This window comes from Bradyrhizobium australiense, from assembly GCF_013114825.1.
Taxonomy (GTDB): Bacteria; Pseudomonadota; Alphaproteobacteria; order Rhizobiales; family Xanthobacteraceae; genus Bradyrhizobium; species Bradyrhizobium australiense.
Window position 1 is genome coordinate 78,047 of record NZ_JAAVLX010000012.1, and the last position, 14,686, is coordinate 92,732.

At 62.8% G+C, this 14,686-nt stretch carries 13 protein-coding genes and 2 pseudogenes; 4 read left to right on the forward strand and 11 right to left on the reverse strand.

Annotated elements, in window-relative coordinates:
• Positions 1 to 941 precede the first annotated feature (941 nt).
• Entirely contained in the window at positions 942 to 1,814 is an 873-nt protein-coding gene (locus tag HCN58_RS30590; RefSeq protein ID WP_210266233.1) for a host specificity protein, read from the reverse strand.
• Positions 1,815 to 2,607: 793 nt separating this feature from the next.
• On the opposite strand from HCN58_RS30590, the gene HCN58_RS30595 reads away from it, so the two are divergent.
• Both HCN58_RS30595 and HCN58_RS30600 read left to right on the forward strand, forming a co-directional pair.
• Positions 2,608 to 3,471, forward strand: a complete 864-nt coding sequence (locus HCN58_RS30595; RefSeq protein WP_283814656.1) for a sister chromatid cohesion protein DCC1 — start codon at positions 2,608 to 2,610, stop codon at positions 3,469 to 3,471.
• A gap of 550 nt (positions 3,472 to 4,021) precedes the next feature.
• Entirely contained in the window at positions 4,022 to 4,441 is a 420-nt protein-coding gene (locus HCN58_RS30600; RefSeq protein WP_235984033.1) for a hypothetical protein, read from the forward strand.
• 397 nt (positions 4,442 to 4,838) lie between these two features.
• On the opposite strand, the pseudogene HCN58_RS36285 reads toward HCN58_RS30600, so the two are convergent.
• Both HCN58_RS36285 and HCN58_RS30605 read right to left on the reverse strand, forming a co-directional pair.
• Positions 4,839 to 5,095 (reverse strand): annotated as a pseudogene (locus HCN58_RS36285) (transposase); the annotation flags it as partial.
• 391 nt (positions 5,096 to 5,486) lie between these two features.
• Positions 5,487 to 5,633 carry a hypothetical protein gene (locus HCN58_RS30605; protein ID WP_171583067.1) on the reverse strand — a complete coding sequence of 49 codons (147 nt, stop codon included), beginning with the start codon at positions 5,631 to 5,633 and terminating at the stop codon, positions 5,487 to 5,489.
• Positions 5,634 to 5,975: 342 nt separating this feature from the next.
• On the opposite strand from HCN58_RS30605, the gene HCN58_RS30610 reads away from it, so the two are divergent.
• The gene (locus HCN58_RS30610) at positions 5,976 to 6,158 is read left to right on the forward strand and encodes a hypothetical protein (RefSeq protein ID WP_171583068.1); all 183 of its coding nucleotides are present in this window, start codon (positions 5,976 to 5,978) and stop codon (positions 6,156 to 6,158) included.
• Positions 6,159 to 6,332: 174 nt separating this feature from the next.
• Positions 6,333 to 6,521, forward strand: a complete 189-nt coding sequence (locus tag HCN58_RS30615; RefSeq protein WP_171583069.1) for a hypothetical protein — start codon at positions 6,333 to 6,335, stop codon at positions 6,519 to 6,521.
• Positions 6,522 to 6,739: 218 nt separating this feature from the next.
• Here the strand turns inward: HCN58_RS30615 and HCN58_RS30620 are convergent.
• The 8 genes and pseudogenes from HCN58_RS30620 to HCN58_RS30655 form a co-directional block, all read right to left on the reverse strand.
• Positions 6,740 to 6,957 (reverse strand): annotated as a pseudogene (locus HCN58_RS30620) (type 2 isopentenyl-diphosphate Delta-isomerase); the annotation flags it as partial.
• A 28-nt stretch (positions 6,958 to 6,985) separates the two neighbouring features.
• Entirely contained in the window at positions 6,986 to 7,888 is a 903-nt protein-coding gene (locus tag HCN58_RS30625) for a terpene synthase family protein (protein WP_171583070.1), read from the reverse strand.
• On the reverse strand, positions 7,885 to 9,435 hold the full coding sequence (locus HCN58_RS30630) for a hypothetical protein (protein ID WP_171583071.1): 1,551 nt from the start codon (positions 9,433 to 9,435) through the stop codon (positions 7,885 to 7,887). The genes HCN58_RS30625 and HCN58_RS30630 overlap by 4 nt, the downstream gene beginning before the upstream one ends.
• 304 nt (positions 9,436 to 9,739) lie before the next feature.
• Positions 9,740 to 10,747, reverse strand: coding sequence for a polyprenyl synthetase family protein (locus tag HCN58_RS30635; RefSeq protein WP_171583072.1), 1,008 nt, complete (start codon positions 10,745 to 10,747; stop codon positions 9,740 to 9,742).
• A gap of 144 nt (positions 10,748 to 10,891) precedes the next feature.
• Positions 10,892 to 12,235, reverse strand: a complete 1,344-nt coding sequence (locus HCN58_RS30640) for a cytochrome P450 (protein ID WP_171583073.1) — start codon at positions 12,233 to 12,235, stop codon at positions 10,892 to 10,894.
• The gene (locus tag HCN58_RS30645) at positions 12,235 to 13,080 is read right to left on the reverse strand and encodes an SDR family oxidoreductase (protein ID WP_171583074.1); all 846 of its coding nucleotides are present in this window, start codon (positions 13,078 to 13,080) and stop codon (positions 12,235 to 12,237) included. The genes HCN58_RS30640 and HCN58_RS30645 overlap by 1 nt, the downstream gene beginning before the upstream one ends.
• A gap of 4 nt (positions 13,081 to 13,084) precedes the next feature.
• The gene (locus tag HCN58_RS30650; RefSeq protein WP_171583075.1) at positions 13,085 to 13,375 is read right to left on the reverse strand and encodes a ferredoxin; all 291 of its coding nucleotides are present in this window, start codon (positions 13,373 to 13,375) and stop codon (positions 13,085 to 13,087) included.
• A gap of 1 nt (position 13,376) precedes the next feature.
• Complete coding sequence (locus HCN58_RS30655) at positions 13,377 to 14,669, reverse strand: cytochrome P450 (protein ID WP_171583076.1); 1,293 nt, start codon at positions 14,667 to 14,669, stop codon at positions 13,377 to 13,379.
• Positions 14,670 to 14,686 lie beyond the last annotated feature (17 nt).

Consider the following 14,686-nt stretch of genomic DNA (forward strand, 5'->3'; position numbering starts at 1 on the left):
GCGGCTCGCCTCGCGACGAGGCTAGGAACCCTTGACGACGGCAAACGCGCCGTCGGAAGCAGTTGCTCTTCCAGCACAGTCACGGCCGGCATATGGAATGAGCCTCGTTGAACGCCTGGATCACAAGGCGACCGTTTCGGAGCTTGATCCCGCCGCCTAATTCAGGAACTCTTTCGATGCCGGCCTTCTCGTTTGGCATGGGCACGCAGCCTCGCGCAGCAGAATTCGACGATCGGATGATCAGAAGGCCGAATTTCTCGATACGGCCTTCTCTCTCTTTGCACAGCGCGGCCCCGCGAGCCTCGTGAACGGTTCGGCAAGTGGGCGGACGAGCCATAGGCTCCCCCAAGCCTAAGTCGGAAATCGCTCGTGATCCAAGCGCTAAACAGCCGGTGAAGGGATTAGCGAGCAGCCGCTGCCAATGCACAGGCGGTAGGCTGTAACAAGTCGGCAATTGCCCCCTTGCGCTTGCGTCGGATGGTCATGCTGGCAAGCGCAAAGATCAGCAACGACGGCAAGACATTTCGCTATCCATGAAGATGAGGTGCGGATGAGGCGCGGCAAGCGGAGCTCCGAGCAGCGTCCCCTCAGCGACATTCGGCTTGGCCCCCTTGCTCGGTCATGAGGAGGCACACCTCAATTGATCATCCAGCGAAGCGCCCTTCCAGAATCGCGCAACACGTCCATGCTTGTGGAGCGTTCAAATCCCAGAGAGTTGCCAGATGACGCAAGAAGCAACTCAGAGCAGCTGACTAGGGAGTCCAAAGGGCTGCTCTGCCGGAAAGGCCGAACCGCCGCCGGTTCAGCCTATTCCGCTCGCGCGCCGCATCGGGAGCACACCCGCTAATGGCGGGCGCTCCCGTTGCAGCGCCCCGTTGCCCCGGTGCATGCCGCTATGAAGAGTAGTCCGGTTTCAGGCAACCACACCCTCGCGACCTCTGCTAGCCAGTCCCCGTGCCTAAATTGAGCTGTTCGAAGTACCAAGAAGCATCGTCCCCCGACGATTCCGTTTCGATGTATTCTTCACCCGAATATTCCTCGACACTTCCTTCGCTTTCCTCATCACTACTCTCAGCTTTTGAGAGATATAGCCGAGGCTTATCCGCCCGCTGCCATTTCCCCTCCTCGTTCAGCGTCCACTTGTCCGTATGCTGCCTAGGGTCAAGCACATATTCATTGTCATCTTCCTTGTCTCCCACGTAAACAAAGCCCATTTGCTCTAGACGGGGCTTAACCTCATCAGTGGCAGGACGTGACATGACCAACGCCCGCTTGCCGTCAAGCCCAAGTTGATGTTCCAGCAGAACATCGCCTGCGTTCTCAACGAGCGGATGAGTAACCCGGAGACCGACAACGGACGAGACGTGTTTTCGCCCAGGAAAGTTCCGCTCCCACGCCTCCCCTCCCATGCGACTTCGACCTTCGGTTTTTAAAAGCCCGACACTCTGCTTTCCTAATTGATAGCTGAAATATCGCGCCTGGTCCGAATCATTTACGGTAGATGCGGCTCTGGCGACCATCGCTGTTTGCCTAGCCTTGTTGGAAACGAAATCCGAGTATTCTAGCGGATTATCGGCTATGTGCTTGATGTCGTCACCGTAAAAATTTCTCAGCTCTTTCTTGAATGACTTCCTGTCGATCTCATCGATGGGAGCTACGGAAACGAGGGAGTACGGCCGTGTCGCCCCCGAGGACGAACCAGGCGCCGTGTCTGCAAGCGCTTCCGTAAACCTCCGGCCTGCTAATGGCTCCGATTCATCGGCCTGGCTCGCGCTTGGAAATTGACTGGAAGAACCAGTGATTCTGCTATCCATGCGGTTCGCTCTCCCTATCGCAAAAGTTGCACCGTACTGGCCCATTCGAAGGCCTGTAGACATGATAGACGCGCGAGCTGACGATAAGCTGACGCACAGACGGGGTGCATCATCCTAGCCCGGTGCACGTTTTGCACGGCGAGGGGCGGCTGGCTTTTCCAGCAACGCTTATTGCGATTCGCCGGAGATTCTAGCCGCCTACGGGACGATTTCTGCATGGCTCCAGGAGTTGTGGGCGCGGCGTCCAGATGCCTTCGAGATCGGCAACTATGCGACTGCTCTTGCGGCAAAGTTGCTGGGCGCTTGGACCAATGCGGCGCTCGGTCTTGCCGATAGCGTCGAGCTGATCCAAGCCTCGCCAGGCCGGCGCGCAATATCGCCGGTATTGGATGTTGCGACAACCGCGACCAAACAGCGGAACCGTACACGGGTGCGGCAAATGACAATGTCCGTTTTGAGCTGAAAGGCAGGAGCTCTATGTCCCCGCCATCGCCGGAAATCGGCAGTATGTTGACGCAACCGATTTCGGGTTACTCGAGGGACACGGCCGTCTCTCCTGCGAACAGAGATCAGGGCTGATCAACTATTCATCGTATGCACTGTGGTAATATTGGCTTTCTCTTGTACGCCATCATGCGCGAGCGCTTCTTCTGCCGGGCAGATCCCTTTCGTAAGAGACAGACGAGTGACGCCTGCGTCAGCCTGTCGTCAGCTTGGCTGACTATCAAGCCCGCAGGTTCTGGCCAGCCTGAACTCAGTGCGAAACATTCATCCGATAAGAGCGCGGAACGCCATGTATAGCCGAATCAGCGGCTCGTCCAATATTCAATACGCTCCCCTTGGCGAGGGTGACGAAATGAGACCGTCAGCAAGTAGAGCCGAGAAAACTGATGCGGACAGCCAAAGACTCGCGGACATGTTCGCAAAGATGCGCTTTGCCGCACCGGATTCTAACGCTGGCTCATCTTCGGCAGTAACGCCGTTATATTCCCTCGTTCCCAGACCTCCAATTGTGAAGATCGACAAGCCTTTATTTAGGAGAGAAGCGAAGCGCTTTTATGACGATGAAATCAAGCACATCGCCACTAATCCACAAGAGTACTCGGATTTCATATCCGAAAAAGCCAAGCGCATCGCTCAGGTCGCCGAGAAATACGGCACAACTAACGATAGCGAGCGCGCGCGATATTTCAGCTATCAATTAGGAAAGCAAAGTGTCGGACTTCTAAGAACGGAAGGCGGATTCAGCATGACTGAGTTCGAAGGCGAAAAGTGGCGCGAACTATTTCCTGAGCGAACCGAAATCACATCCGTTGTAGATCTTCAGCTTACTCACCCGCTTGTCGAGAACGCAGGTGATATTCTGTTGGAGTATCAACTTCGACTCGACGGCGAACGACCGCTGCTCAATTGGCGTGCTGCCAATCAAGAGTCAAAAGCCCGTGCAGCGAAGATGGGATTCGTCGCGGTTGACGAGAACAATATGGTACTTGATCCTACCCAGTACCCCGACATTTGGATAAAGAACACTGCCGGTGAATGGCAGCGCAAAAACAAACCTCCACTATATCTCTCCAAAGCTGCGCGCGGTGAGAGCAGTAATATCGGGAGTGCAGCAAGTCCCACCACGTACTCGTACGAGGATGACTTTATGTAGATCGAATGGGATCTTTTAGAGTCGCGACGGAGAAGACCGGATCTGACCGTGTCTTGTTTACTATGCAGCGATCCTCTTCAGCCTGGATCACATGTGTGGACGGCTCCCGTGGCACAAGAGCCTTCGTTGGCGACTATCAACCGCCTCGGCTGGTTCTTGGACGCTTAGCGCAATTCGGCGCTCCTCAGCTCGTCCGGACCCCTTAAGCTTGGCCCAATCGCCGTAACGGCATCAAATCGATCTTGCCGGCGGATTGCTTGGGAGGCCGACTTACGCCCAAAGCTTTGCTGTCACAGAAAGTTGTTGAAGCTTTCGGTCTGCTTCTGGCGAGCACCACTTACTCACGCCGGTGTCGTTGATCCCGAACTTTACTGACCAGGAGGAACCGGCTTCGTTACGACACCGACTTTGCAGATGTAGCACAGTGATCATCGGTAGGACGCGGTGAAATATTGTGTGAGCATTGGCCTATTGCGCCGGACGGTTGGGCCTCACTTTTCGCATTCATGCTGATTTGGGTGTGAAGATTCGGCGGCCACTTCGACTAAGCATGGAGAAGAAGATGTTTCAACGATTGCTAAAGGCGCGCAGCGGTGTCTATTTCAAGGCCCGATCGACTAGTCGTGATGCCGAAACTGATCGTGCCCGTGCTACGTCCATTTTTCGTTCGATAGAGGACGCGCTGCAAGGCGCGATGGCCGAGCAAGCTGACCTAAAATCGAGTGTCGATGAAGCGTTAGCGCGGTCGGCAGTAACGTTGGGCAATGATTCCGATGAATATCTTACGCGCGATCCAGAAGATAACCATTATCAGAATTTGCTTGGTAGTGAAATAGCGGAAGGGGAAAGGCGGTTGAACCAGCTAGAAGTCACTATCAGGCATATCCAGTTTTTGAAAACCGCGCTCGTCACGCGATTTCCGGACCTCGGTTTCGGAGACAACACTCCTCATGCGAAAGATATCGGATGAGAGTGGCTCAACAGGAACGTGGCCAATCCCTGGATTGGCGCGTTCACCCTGATCGCTTGAGGTTTCATTGGGACCGGCGCAGGCTCGCTGATAAAGGGTGAGCCCACCGCAGGCGAACCGGTGCGCCGAGGCTAGTTGGCGCCGCAGTGCGCAAGAGGGCCTGATAAGCGACAACTAGCGGCCGTCGGTCTTCTCTACCGATCACGGGTTCGATAGCGGATCAGCGGCGAAGCTCGCGTTCGATGACTCCGAAGACCCTGTGCTCTGGCCGAGATGAAGACGCGTCCTGGGTTGGCGGTTGTGTGGCCGCGATAGCCCTTAACCACATAGGCGCGCTCGACTGTGCCGCCGGTGAGTTTCTCGGTACTTCAATGGCATTCGCGGCGCCTGTGGAACAGGGGTCGTAGGCCCAGCGATCGCACAACCCGTTGGTCAGACAGCCCGCAGATGCTTGAGCAGCAGCAGTCCGATCAGGGAGCGGCTTGCGATGTCCGCCCGGCCTCGTTAAGTAGAGCGGCGCGACCTCGCCATCAATCCAGTCCCAATCGATCTTGCCTCGAGCTGCACCAACTCGCGCTTCAGGTTGATGATCTGATCCAGCCCGGCGCGAACCAGATCGCCCTCCCCAGTCGTCTTTGGCTTATTCGGTTCCATCGCCCCTCCCCTGCATCACGGAATCACGCGTCGATTCGAGAATCTGCTCAATAAAATTTAGGAGCTCCCGAGGCCGCGAGTTGCGAAAGTTTGCAATTCCGCCTTCGCCAGAAAATTGAATCTCTGATCACGGCTTTAGGGATTCTTCACGAGCGACTAAGAAGTTTGCGCGGATAGCTTCACGTGCACATTTCCGCTCTCTTGGTGAGCTGTTTTGGGCCATAGGCCAAGATAGTTTCGGCGACCCGCGGGATTTAGTTTGGGGGCGCGCTCTTCGTGAATTGAATTAGCGACACGTGATTAACCACTATCGAGAGCATGCTCTACCCGTGGACTGGCTGCGATACCAACGAATTTCATATCTCGAGTTCGCACTTGCCCTTTGAAGCGATCAGCCCTGCTGCAGATGCACCCAACTGCTCGCCTTGGTGAGGGAAATACTTTCGCGTCCGTGACGGACGATCTTGACGTTGGCCGGTGCTAGGGGGCTCATTGAACCCAAATGCGAAAGCATTGTTGCTGCCTCGGCCGGCGTCATTTGCCCTCCATCTTGTCGTCCCGATCGTGTTCGGTTGCGGACGTTGATGTGGAGAATCCGACTACTGGCGCTAAATCATTCCACAGATTCTGCTTCGCGCGCGCGGTTTTTCCTTCTTCAAGCGACGCGCAGAGCACTTCGGCGTGTGGCACGCCGATTGCTGAGATGAGGATTGCCGCAGTTAAAGAGCGGCGCGCTGGTCGCCGACCTAGGAATTCACAATGAGACTCGTTCGATTGATCTTGATCAATGTGGCGTTGACGCTAGTCGTAACTGTACGACCGGCAGACATTGATGTGGCCGTAGCCCGCCAACTTAACCCCACCGACCAAGGAAATAGTCTTGAGCATGAAGCGGACGGCTGCTCACGAAGCAGCTGTGAGCTTGGGCGCGAATCGGCAATGCTACAACCAGATCACGCAACGTGCGCAGCCGTTGAAGAGCAGCGCCGACCGCGAAGCAACGCTGGGTTCATCGATCTCCAAAAGGCCTGAGGCTCACGTGATCATTGAACACTATGATTAGGTGCTCAAAGGGCCAGACCTGGACCGCAGGTCGGCTGGCATCTGGCAGTCGACAAGGCTGACGATCAGCCTCACCAGTTCACGACCGTGATCCTGTTTGCATCGGGATCGCGACGTTCGCTTGACTTGGTGATCTTCGATTTGCCGGTGCCTAGTCGACTAACGCAGCGCAAGCATGGGATACGAATTGACGCACTGGAGCAAACCAAAACCGCGAGTGATTGAAGGCGGCAAGGTCGATGGGGCATTACATGCTGATACTTTGCAGCCGCGGATGGTGTGGAACCCCTGGCCGCTTGCGGCGCTCCTCCTCAACGCGCTCCTGTGGGCCGGTATCTGCTGGCTCATTTACGCGTTCTTATGAGCGAGACGGTGTGCCAACCAGCCAAATGCTGGCGCCACAAGGATGGACACCTTGGCAAGCGCAATCTTGCATACACACCTGTGGTCATCGACTGACCTTTCTCAGCGGCTCGCGGTCTCAAGAAAGGCACGTACGTACGCGCGCCGGGTGGATTAGCTACCTTATCGGCCACCAACGCCAAACGCCGCAATACGCTTCGCCATTGCGCCCCACGGACCCGAGGCGCGCAATTCGATCTGCGTCAGGTCCAACTTGGCCAATGCGCAGTGTTCGAACCGGATATACTCCCAGCCGGGCGGCGACCGTGGCCGGCGCCGTTCGCCGATCCAGCACGAGGTCCAGATCGTCGTCCTTGCGCGGGCTCAGCGCGGTGTCGCTCCTGCTCGCTCCATCCGTCGCATCGGGCGACGGCGTTGCGTCGGATCGGCGACGGCAGTGCGCGCACGCCGCCGCCTCCCGCGCGTTCAGGCCGGCGTACGCTGCCCTCCCCCCGCAGCGTCGCTGCGGTAGCGGCCGGTCGAGGTCTGGTAGTACTGCGTGCGGAGGGCCGCCATGGCCTCGATCAACGGTCCCCACGGCGCGGGAAAGCGTTCTTCCGCCATCACCCGGTGCAGCATGCGCGTATGGCCGGCCAGCTCATCGTTGAGGAAGTCCATCACAGGCATAGCCGGATAGCGCTGCATCAGCAGGATCGCCGCGTTGCCGGCCTCACCGGCCGACCTGTCCTTGTCGCGTCCATGCAGATCGTTCTGCAGGCGCCCTATCGCGGAAATGAGCCGCAGGACCTGGCGAAACGTCGGACGCGCGCGCAAGGTCGCCATGTCCAGCCCCCACAGCAACGACAGGCAACAGAACACGTTGGCGTAGGCGATCGAATCGATGCCGTTGTGCAGGTACTCGGCGTAGGACCAGCGTTCCGCCCCTGCCGCCTGCGCGTGTCCGGCGCGCAGCGCCGCGCAGTAGCACCGGGTATCGTCGAGAAGCTGAGCATAGTCGCGCCGATCGTAGGCGAGCGCGGCCAGCGAAGCGCGCAGCACAGCGCAGCCCTCGAATCCGGGTAGCGCGCACGGCACGCCCTGCCCCAGCGCCTGCTCCACCGCGGCGAGCTGCTCCGGCGCGATCAGGCCAAGGTCGTTGCAATCGTCGAGCCAGAACAGCAGCGCCAGTTCGCAATAGAACGTCACGATCAGCGTTTCGTCCTGCGGATCGCGGCCGGTGCGGGCGCTGGTGTCGCGCAGGCTCGGGTGGATGCGCTGCAGGATGTACTGGCCGCCCCTGACCGCTTCCACGGCATGCTCGTCGGCGAACCCGGTCAGGGAACGCCCCCACTCCAGCACCTGCTGCAGCGCGCGTTCGGTCTGGATCATGGCGCCGCTCCTGCTCCTTCGGCCGGGACGCGCCGCCCCCAACGAAGCGCCAGCCACAACCCGGCGAGTTCGGCCACGCGCACGACCCGGGTGGGGCAATACAGTTCCTTGCCGATCCACAGCGGCGTCTGTGGCAATCGATGCGCCGCATGGCGGGCGAGCATCCACTCCAGCGCACGCGCCACCGCCTGCGCGATGCGACGGCGCCCAGTTGGCTCTTCCCTCCCGTTCATCACGTGCAACGCGAACAGCGCATAGGCGGTTTCCTCGAATGTGGACGCGCGACCGGCGCCCCAGCCTCCGTCGTCGCGCTGCGCCTGCAGCAGCGCCGCCAGCGCGCGCTCGTCGCGCCACCGGGGCTTGCCTTGCGCCAGCGCAACGACGGCGTGCGCGGTGGGATACAGCCACGAAACGTGCCATTTTTCGTTGTCCCATAGACGGTTCGGGTTGCGATTGGCCTCGACGTAGGCGCTGGTGCCGGCAGCGGGCTTTCCCAACAGTCGCAACGCATGCAGGGCATGAATGTTGGTCGACACCGAAGCATTGCGCTCGCCGGGGAAGGTGACGAACTTCTCGCCGACTTCGAAATGGCGCAACGCATCGAAGGCCCCGTCGCGGCCTGCAAGGCGCAGGACGCACAACGCAACGGCGGTGTCGTCCGCATCGGCCGCGAAGTGCAAGGCCGGGCCCAGGCCGCGCACGCCCAGGCGGGCGTCGAGCTGCGCGACGATCACGCGCACCGCCTCGGCGAGCGCGGGATGCGCGAACAGCCCGGCCAGATACAGGGTGTACAGCGACCAGCATGGCTCGAACACATTGATCGGCCAGACGTTGGGAACGACACCTTCGATGCCGCTACGCGTCGCCCGCGATGCCGCCTGCAGATACGCGTCGGCGCGCCCGATCTGTGGCGTGCTCCCTTTTGTCACGGCGTGCGCACGCCACGCGGCAGTGGCCGCCGGACTGATGCCGATACTGCCGTCATCATCCGGAGATGCGGTGGTCGGCGACGTCCCCCAGGCTTCCCAGGAGTGCAGCAACGGATGGCCGCTCGGCAACGTCGCCACCGCCGACAGCTTGACCAGGCACGCTTGTCGCAACGGCAACAGCGCCAGGTGGCGCGGAAACGCCACGCCCCCCAGCAAAGATGCGGCCTCGCCGCAAAACTGCGGCAGGATCAGCTCCGCGCCGATCGGCGCGTCTTCGGGCACCGCATGCGCGTAGGGATCGGGCTGGCGCTGGAGGAACCCGGTTGCAGCCTGGACTGCGTCCGCAGCGCCGGGAAGAGGATCGGCACGCTGCAATGCCAGCAACGCCGCCCACGTGGGCGCATAGCGAAACAGCGGGAAGTCCGCGCTTCCCCATCCGCCATCGGCCTGTTGCTGCGCGATGAGCCACGCGTATGCGTCCTGCCGACCGGTGACGTTGCCGTGAAACTGCAGAGCTCGCGCCGTGTCGTAGACGGACGGGCCGACGCTGCCGCCATCGCTCATCTCGCTCAGCAAGTGGCGCAATTCGGAAAGGATCTGTTCGGACAGCGCGTTCACGCGGGATGTTCCTTCTGCAGACGGTCGACGAGAACCAGGATCGGGCAGACGCCGCGCACGTCGCCGCAGGCCGTTGCGGCCCGGCCCATGGGCAGCGCCGGATGGCTGCCTGCTCCGGCGCGGCGACGCGCCCCGATGCTGCGCCGGTCCGCGGCATGGGTCTCCGCGCAGCGCGCCGCGTGCACCGCGGCCGCGCTGGGCAACCGCTGCGATCGGCGCCGCGGACTCGGACAGAGTGCAGCATGCACCGCTGCCGCCTGCCGATCGCAGCGGCACAGGGGCGACTCGATGCGGACGGGCGCGCTCACGCGCATGGCACGTGCTTGAACAGATACGCCTTGGCCCGCTGCAGCATCTGCGCCAACCTTTCCGCACGCGGCCCCAGCGGGACGATGGCCTCCCCGGCGTCGCGCAACAGATCCGGCGCGAACTGGCGCGCTGCCTGCAGCCCCATGGTCGACACACAGGTCGGCTTCTGCGCCGCCGCGTCCTTGCCGGGGGTCTTGCCCAGCGTCGCGGTATCCGCTGTCGCGTCGAGAATGTCGTCCACCACCTGTAACGCCAGGCCGAAACAGGCGCTGTAGCGATCGAGCGCACAGTATAGCGCAGCGTGCGCGGCATCCTCCGCGATGGCGCATAGCGCGCCCATGCGAACGGACGCGCGCACTAGCGCTCCGGTCTTCATCCGGTGCATCGCCAGGATCCTGTCCAGCTCGACGTGCTTTCCAACCAGCGACAGATCCATGGCCTGCCCGCCTGCGGCACCCTCGGCGGACACCGCCTGCGCCAGTTCGCGCACGAGCGCGATACGGTTGTCGCCCGGCGCATCCAGGCTCGCCAGGGTCAGGAAGGCGTGCGCCTGCAGCGCATCGCCGACCACGATCGCGGTCGCTTCGCCGAACTTGACGTGCACGGTCGGAAGCCCGCGGCGAAGCACGTCGTCGTCCATCGCGGGCAGGTCATCGTGGACCAGGGTACAGGCGTGCATCATCTCGATGGCGGCGCTGACGTCGTCGAGCATGTGCGCCGGCGTGTCGGCCAGCGCTCCGGCAGCCAGACAGAGCAAGGCGCGGGTGCGCTTGCCGCCATGCAAGGTGGCGTAGCGCATCGCCGCCATCAGCTCGGTCTCGCCGTCGTCTTGACCGCAGAGAAGACGCGCCAGCGCCTGTTCGACCCGCTTTGCGCCGTCCTGCATCCAGATCTCCGGCAGCAGCCAGCCGGATGCGCCGCGCGCCTGCGCGCCCAATCCACCGAGCGCGGAAACGTTAGTTCGCTCGCCGTGTAGTGTGCAACCGGTCTGCATGTTGTTCATGTCATTGTACCTGCCAGGAGACGGCCAGGCGAGCGGCGAGCCGCCGCGGTGTTGCCGGCCTCGCACCGAGCGCGCGCGCCAAGTGCAGCAATGCCGCGCGTCGCCGGCGCCGCTGCCTCACCACACGGGGCATGCGATGCCAGCTCATGAGAATCCGATGCGGATAGTCATGGACGGATGTGCGGTCGGGTAATAGCGCCGGCCTTTTTCGACGCCGCTCAGCAACCGCGGCCGCACCCCGGCCTCGTGCATGGTCAGCGCCAAGGCGATACAGAACTGCACCAGTTCCAGCCATGCCAGGTGGTAGCCCATGCAGACGTGTGGGCCGGTACCGAACTGCAGCATGTCGACCGGCCGGATCGGCTCGGTGCGTTGCAGCCACCGCGCCAGCCGAAACTGATCAGGCGCCTCGTGCAGCAGCGCCGAGGTCGAGAAATGCAGCAGCGGGATGCACAGATCGGTGCCCGCAGGAATGCGCTGTTGGCCGAGTCGCAATTCACGCAGTGCGCGACGCACTAGGAGCGGCGTCGCCGGATGCACGCGCAGCGTCTCGCGGAACAGCGCCTCGGCGACCGGACACTGCGCCAGGTCCGCGTGCCGGGTCGGCACCGCGCCTACGCGTTGCGCCTCCTCGACCAGGACGTCCCACAGCCCAGGCTGCCGCGCTAGCTCGATCACCATCCAGGCCATCGTCGAGGCGGTGGTGTCGTGACCACCAAGCAGCAGCAAGCGGATATTGGCGACCAGGACGTCATCGGAAAGCGCATCGTCGCTGCGATCGAAGGCGCTCACCATGTCGTTGATCAACCCGGTGCGCGAGGCATGTTCGCGCGCGGCGCGGACGAACTCGCGCAAGCGCGCATCGATCCAGTCGCGGGCGGCGCGGCCGCGCCGCAAGGGCAGTCCGGGCAGGTCGACCGGGGGCGCGACGATCAACTGCAGCAGTTGCCGGTACTTGCGATGCCATCCCGGCAGGTCCTGCGCGGGGATTCCCATGAGACTGAAGATGAGCTTGAGCATCAGGTCGCCAGTTTCGCGCAGGATGGTTACGTCGCCGCGGTCCCGCCACGCCTGCACGCGCGCCCGGATGACGGGCGCGAACAGTTCGCCGATGCCGGCCTGGGTCAGCCCCTTGGGCAGAAGCGCCGCCTGGATCGCATCGCGCGCCTGCCGGTGCGCGATGCCGTCCTGGGCGACCAACGTTCCGCCAAACAATTCGGGCGCGATGTCTTCGATCAGCGCCGAGGACACGTCCTTGTGCCGGAGCAGTGCGAGAGCATCCGGATCCAGACTGGTCATCAGGTGTCCGGCAGGGCCGAAATCTAGCCAGAAGTGGCTGCCCAGCGTCCGTTCCGCGCGCCACAGCAGGCGCGGCAGGTCGCAGACGACGGCGGGAAGATGCCCGACCAAGGGAAAAGCGCCGGGCACGACCGGGATGTCGTGCCGCAGCCGATGCCGACGGTTCAGCGGGTTGAGCAGCATGTCCATCAGCAGCGCGGCGCCGCGTCCGCTTCGGCGGTCTCGCCGGCAGGCCGCGCGGCGCGGCTGTTGCCACCGTCGGCGTAGGTCGGCACATGCGCCAGCATGCCGCCGTCGATGCACACGACCTGGCCGGTGATGAACGCAGCATCGTCGGACAGCAGGAACGCCACCAGTGCGGCCACGTCCTCGGGGCGGCCGACGCGCGGCAGGAGCTGGTGCCGGCGCAGATGGGTTTGCATGCACTCGTCCAGCTTGGCCAGGAGACGCTCGGTCATGATGAGACCCGGCGCAACCGCGTTGCAGCGGATCTGCGCATGACCGTACTGGGTGGCGAGCGAGGCCGACAGCATGTTCAACGCCGCCTTCGACGCGGCGTAGGACGTCTGCGCGGTGTCACCGCTGAGCCCTTGGCACGACGACATGTTGACGATCGCGCCACCGCCGCGGGCGATCATGCGTGGGATGGCCTGCCGGCAGCAGAGCAGCGTGCCTCGCAGATTGGTCGCCATGGTCTGATCCCAGACCGCCAGGTCCAGCTCGAGGATCGCGCGGTCGCGCGGGGTCAGATGCATGGCGCTCGCGTTGTTCACCAGCAGGTCGACCCCACCGAAGTGCCGCTCCGCCGTCTCAAACAGCGCTGCCACCGCCTGCGCATCGGCGATGTCGATCGCCAGGGCGAGCGCGTGGCCCGCTTCGGCCGCGATCTGCGCGGTGCAGGCGATAGCCGCCGAGCCATCAATGTCGGCCACCACCACTCTGCCGCCCTCGCGCGCGATAGCGAGGGCGCATGCCTTGCCGATGCCGGCGCCGGCGCCGGTCACCACAGCCACTTTGCCTTCAAACCGTCCCATCGTGTCATCCTAGATTGTGTTGGTCTTTCGCGGCATGCCGCTCGGCCTCCGGTGGAGAACGCGCAAGGTTGGCGCTGGCGCGCTCGTCATCCCCAGCGTCGCTTTCGATGACCCGAATGGCGGCGACCGGGCACTGGCTGGCCGCAAGCCGCACGGCGGCGTGCAGCGCCTGCGGGACCGTCGCCACGCACACTTCGGCCACGCCGTCCGGTTCGCGCTGGCGAAAGGTGCTCGGCAGCGTCAGCACGCACTGCCCCGTGGTGCTGCACAGATCCTGGTCGACCACGACGCGCATCTCAGCCTCCCCCCTGCGCATGCAGCCGCACCGGCAGCGCGCGGAACGTCCTAAGGAATGCGGAGGGCTCCCGGGTCGGCTGCTCGGCCAACGCTAGCGCGGGGAAGCGCGCCTGGATCCGCGGCAGGCTCTCGGCCAACTGCACCCGGGCCAGTTGCGCACCGAGGCAGAAGTGGATGCCGTGGCCGAAGCTCAGCATGATCTTCCCGTCGGTCGACATGCCAGGACTGGTGCCGTAGAACCGCGCGGGATCGAAGCGGTCGGGATCGGCGAAGGCGGCCGGGTCGCGATTGCCGGCCGCGATCAGCACGCGCACGTCCGCGTTCTTCGGAATCACCACGCCGCCCAGTTCGATGTCGCGCTGTGCGATACGCGGAATGGAGCTGAACATGGCGGGCGCGTCGCAGCGCAGGACTTCTTCGACGAATGCCTTCACCCCCACGGCGTCTGCCTGCAGCCAATGCCGCTGTTCGGGATACGCCAGCATCGCCAGGACCGCATGGTCGATGGTCGCAGCAGTTGTGGCGAAGCCGCCCAGCAGCATGCCCCACAGCATGCTGATCAATTCCGCATCCGACAGCGTGTCGGCATCGTCGTCGTGTGCGCCGACCAGCATCGAGACGATATCGTGGCGGGGATCGGTGCGCTTGCGCTGTATGAGGTCGCCGAAGTAGGCCTGCACCCTGGCACTGGCCACGTCCGCCGCGGCGAGCTGGGGATCGCTGGCGTGCGGGCTCAGGCCTTCCGCAATGGCGCCGATGCCGGCGGCGAGCCCGAACATGTCGTCCTGGGGCAGGCCGAACAGTTCGGCAAAGACCAGCATGGGCAGGGCCAGCGCGAACTCCCGATGCAGGTCAACCGCCTCCCCACGCTCCAGCGCGGGCGCCATGCCGTCCAGGCGCGCTGCGACGATGCGCGCGATGCTCGGCCGCAGATTGTCGATCTGGAGCAAGGTGAAATCGCGCGAAATCAGCCGGCGCAGACGCGTATGCGTCGGTGGTTCCTTCATCGCTAGCGTGGACGCCAGCAGTTTGAGCGACAGGCTTCTCGCCGCACGCGGGAAATAGCGCGCCAGTTCGCCCGGCGCCGGTCCCCGAAACGCATCGCCGGTGGCCGTGAGCGCCCAGTAGATGTCGGCGTGGCGGCTCAACAGAAAGAGGCCCGACGGCGCGCGATGGACCGGATCGTGCTCGCGCAACCACCGCATGAACGGATACGGGTCGTGGATGCACGCTGGCGACGCCAGTTCGGCGAAGGCGTCGGGGCATGCTGCCGTGGTTTCTTGCACGTCCATCTTGGTTACCTGTTGGC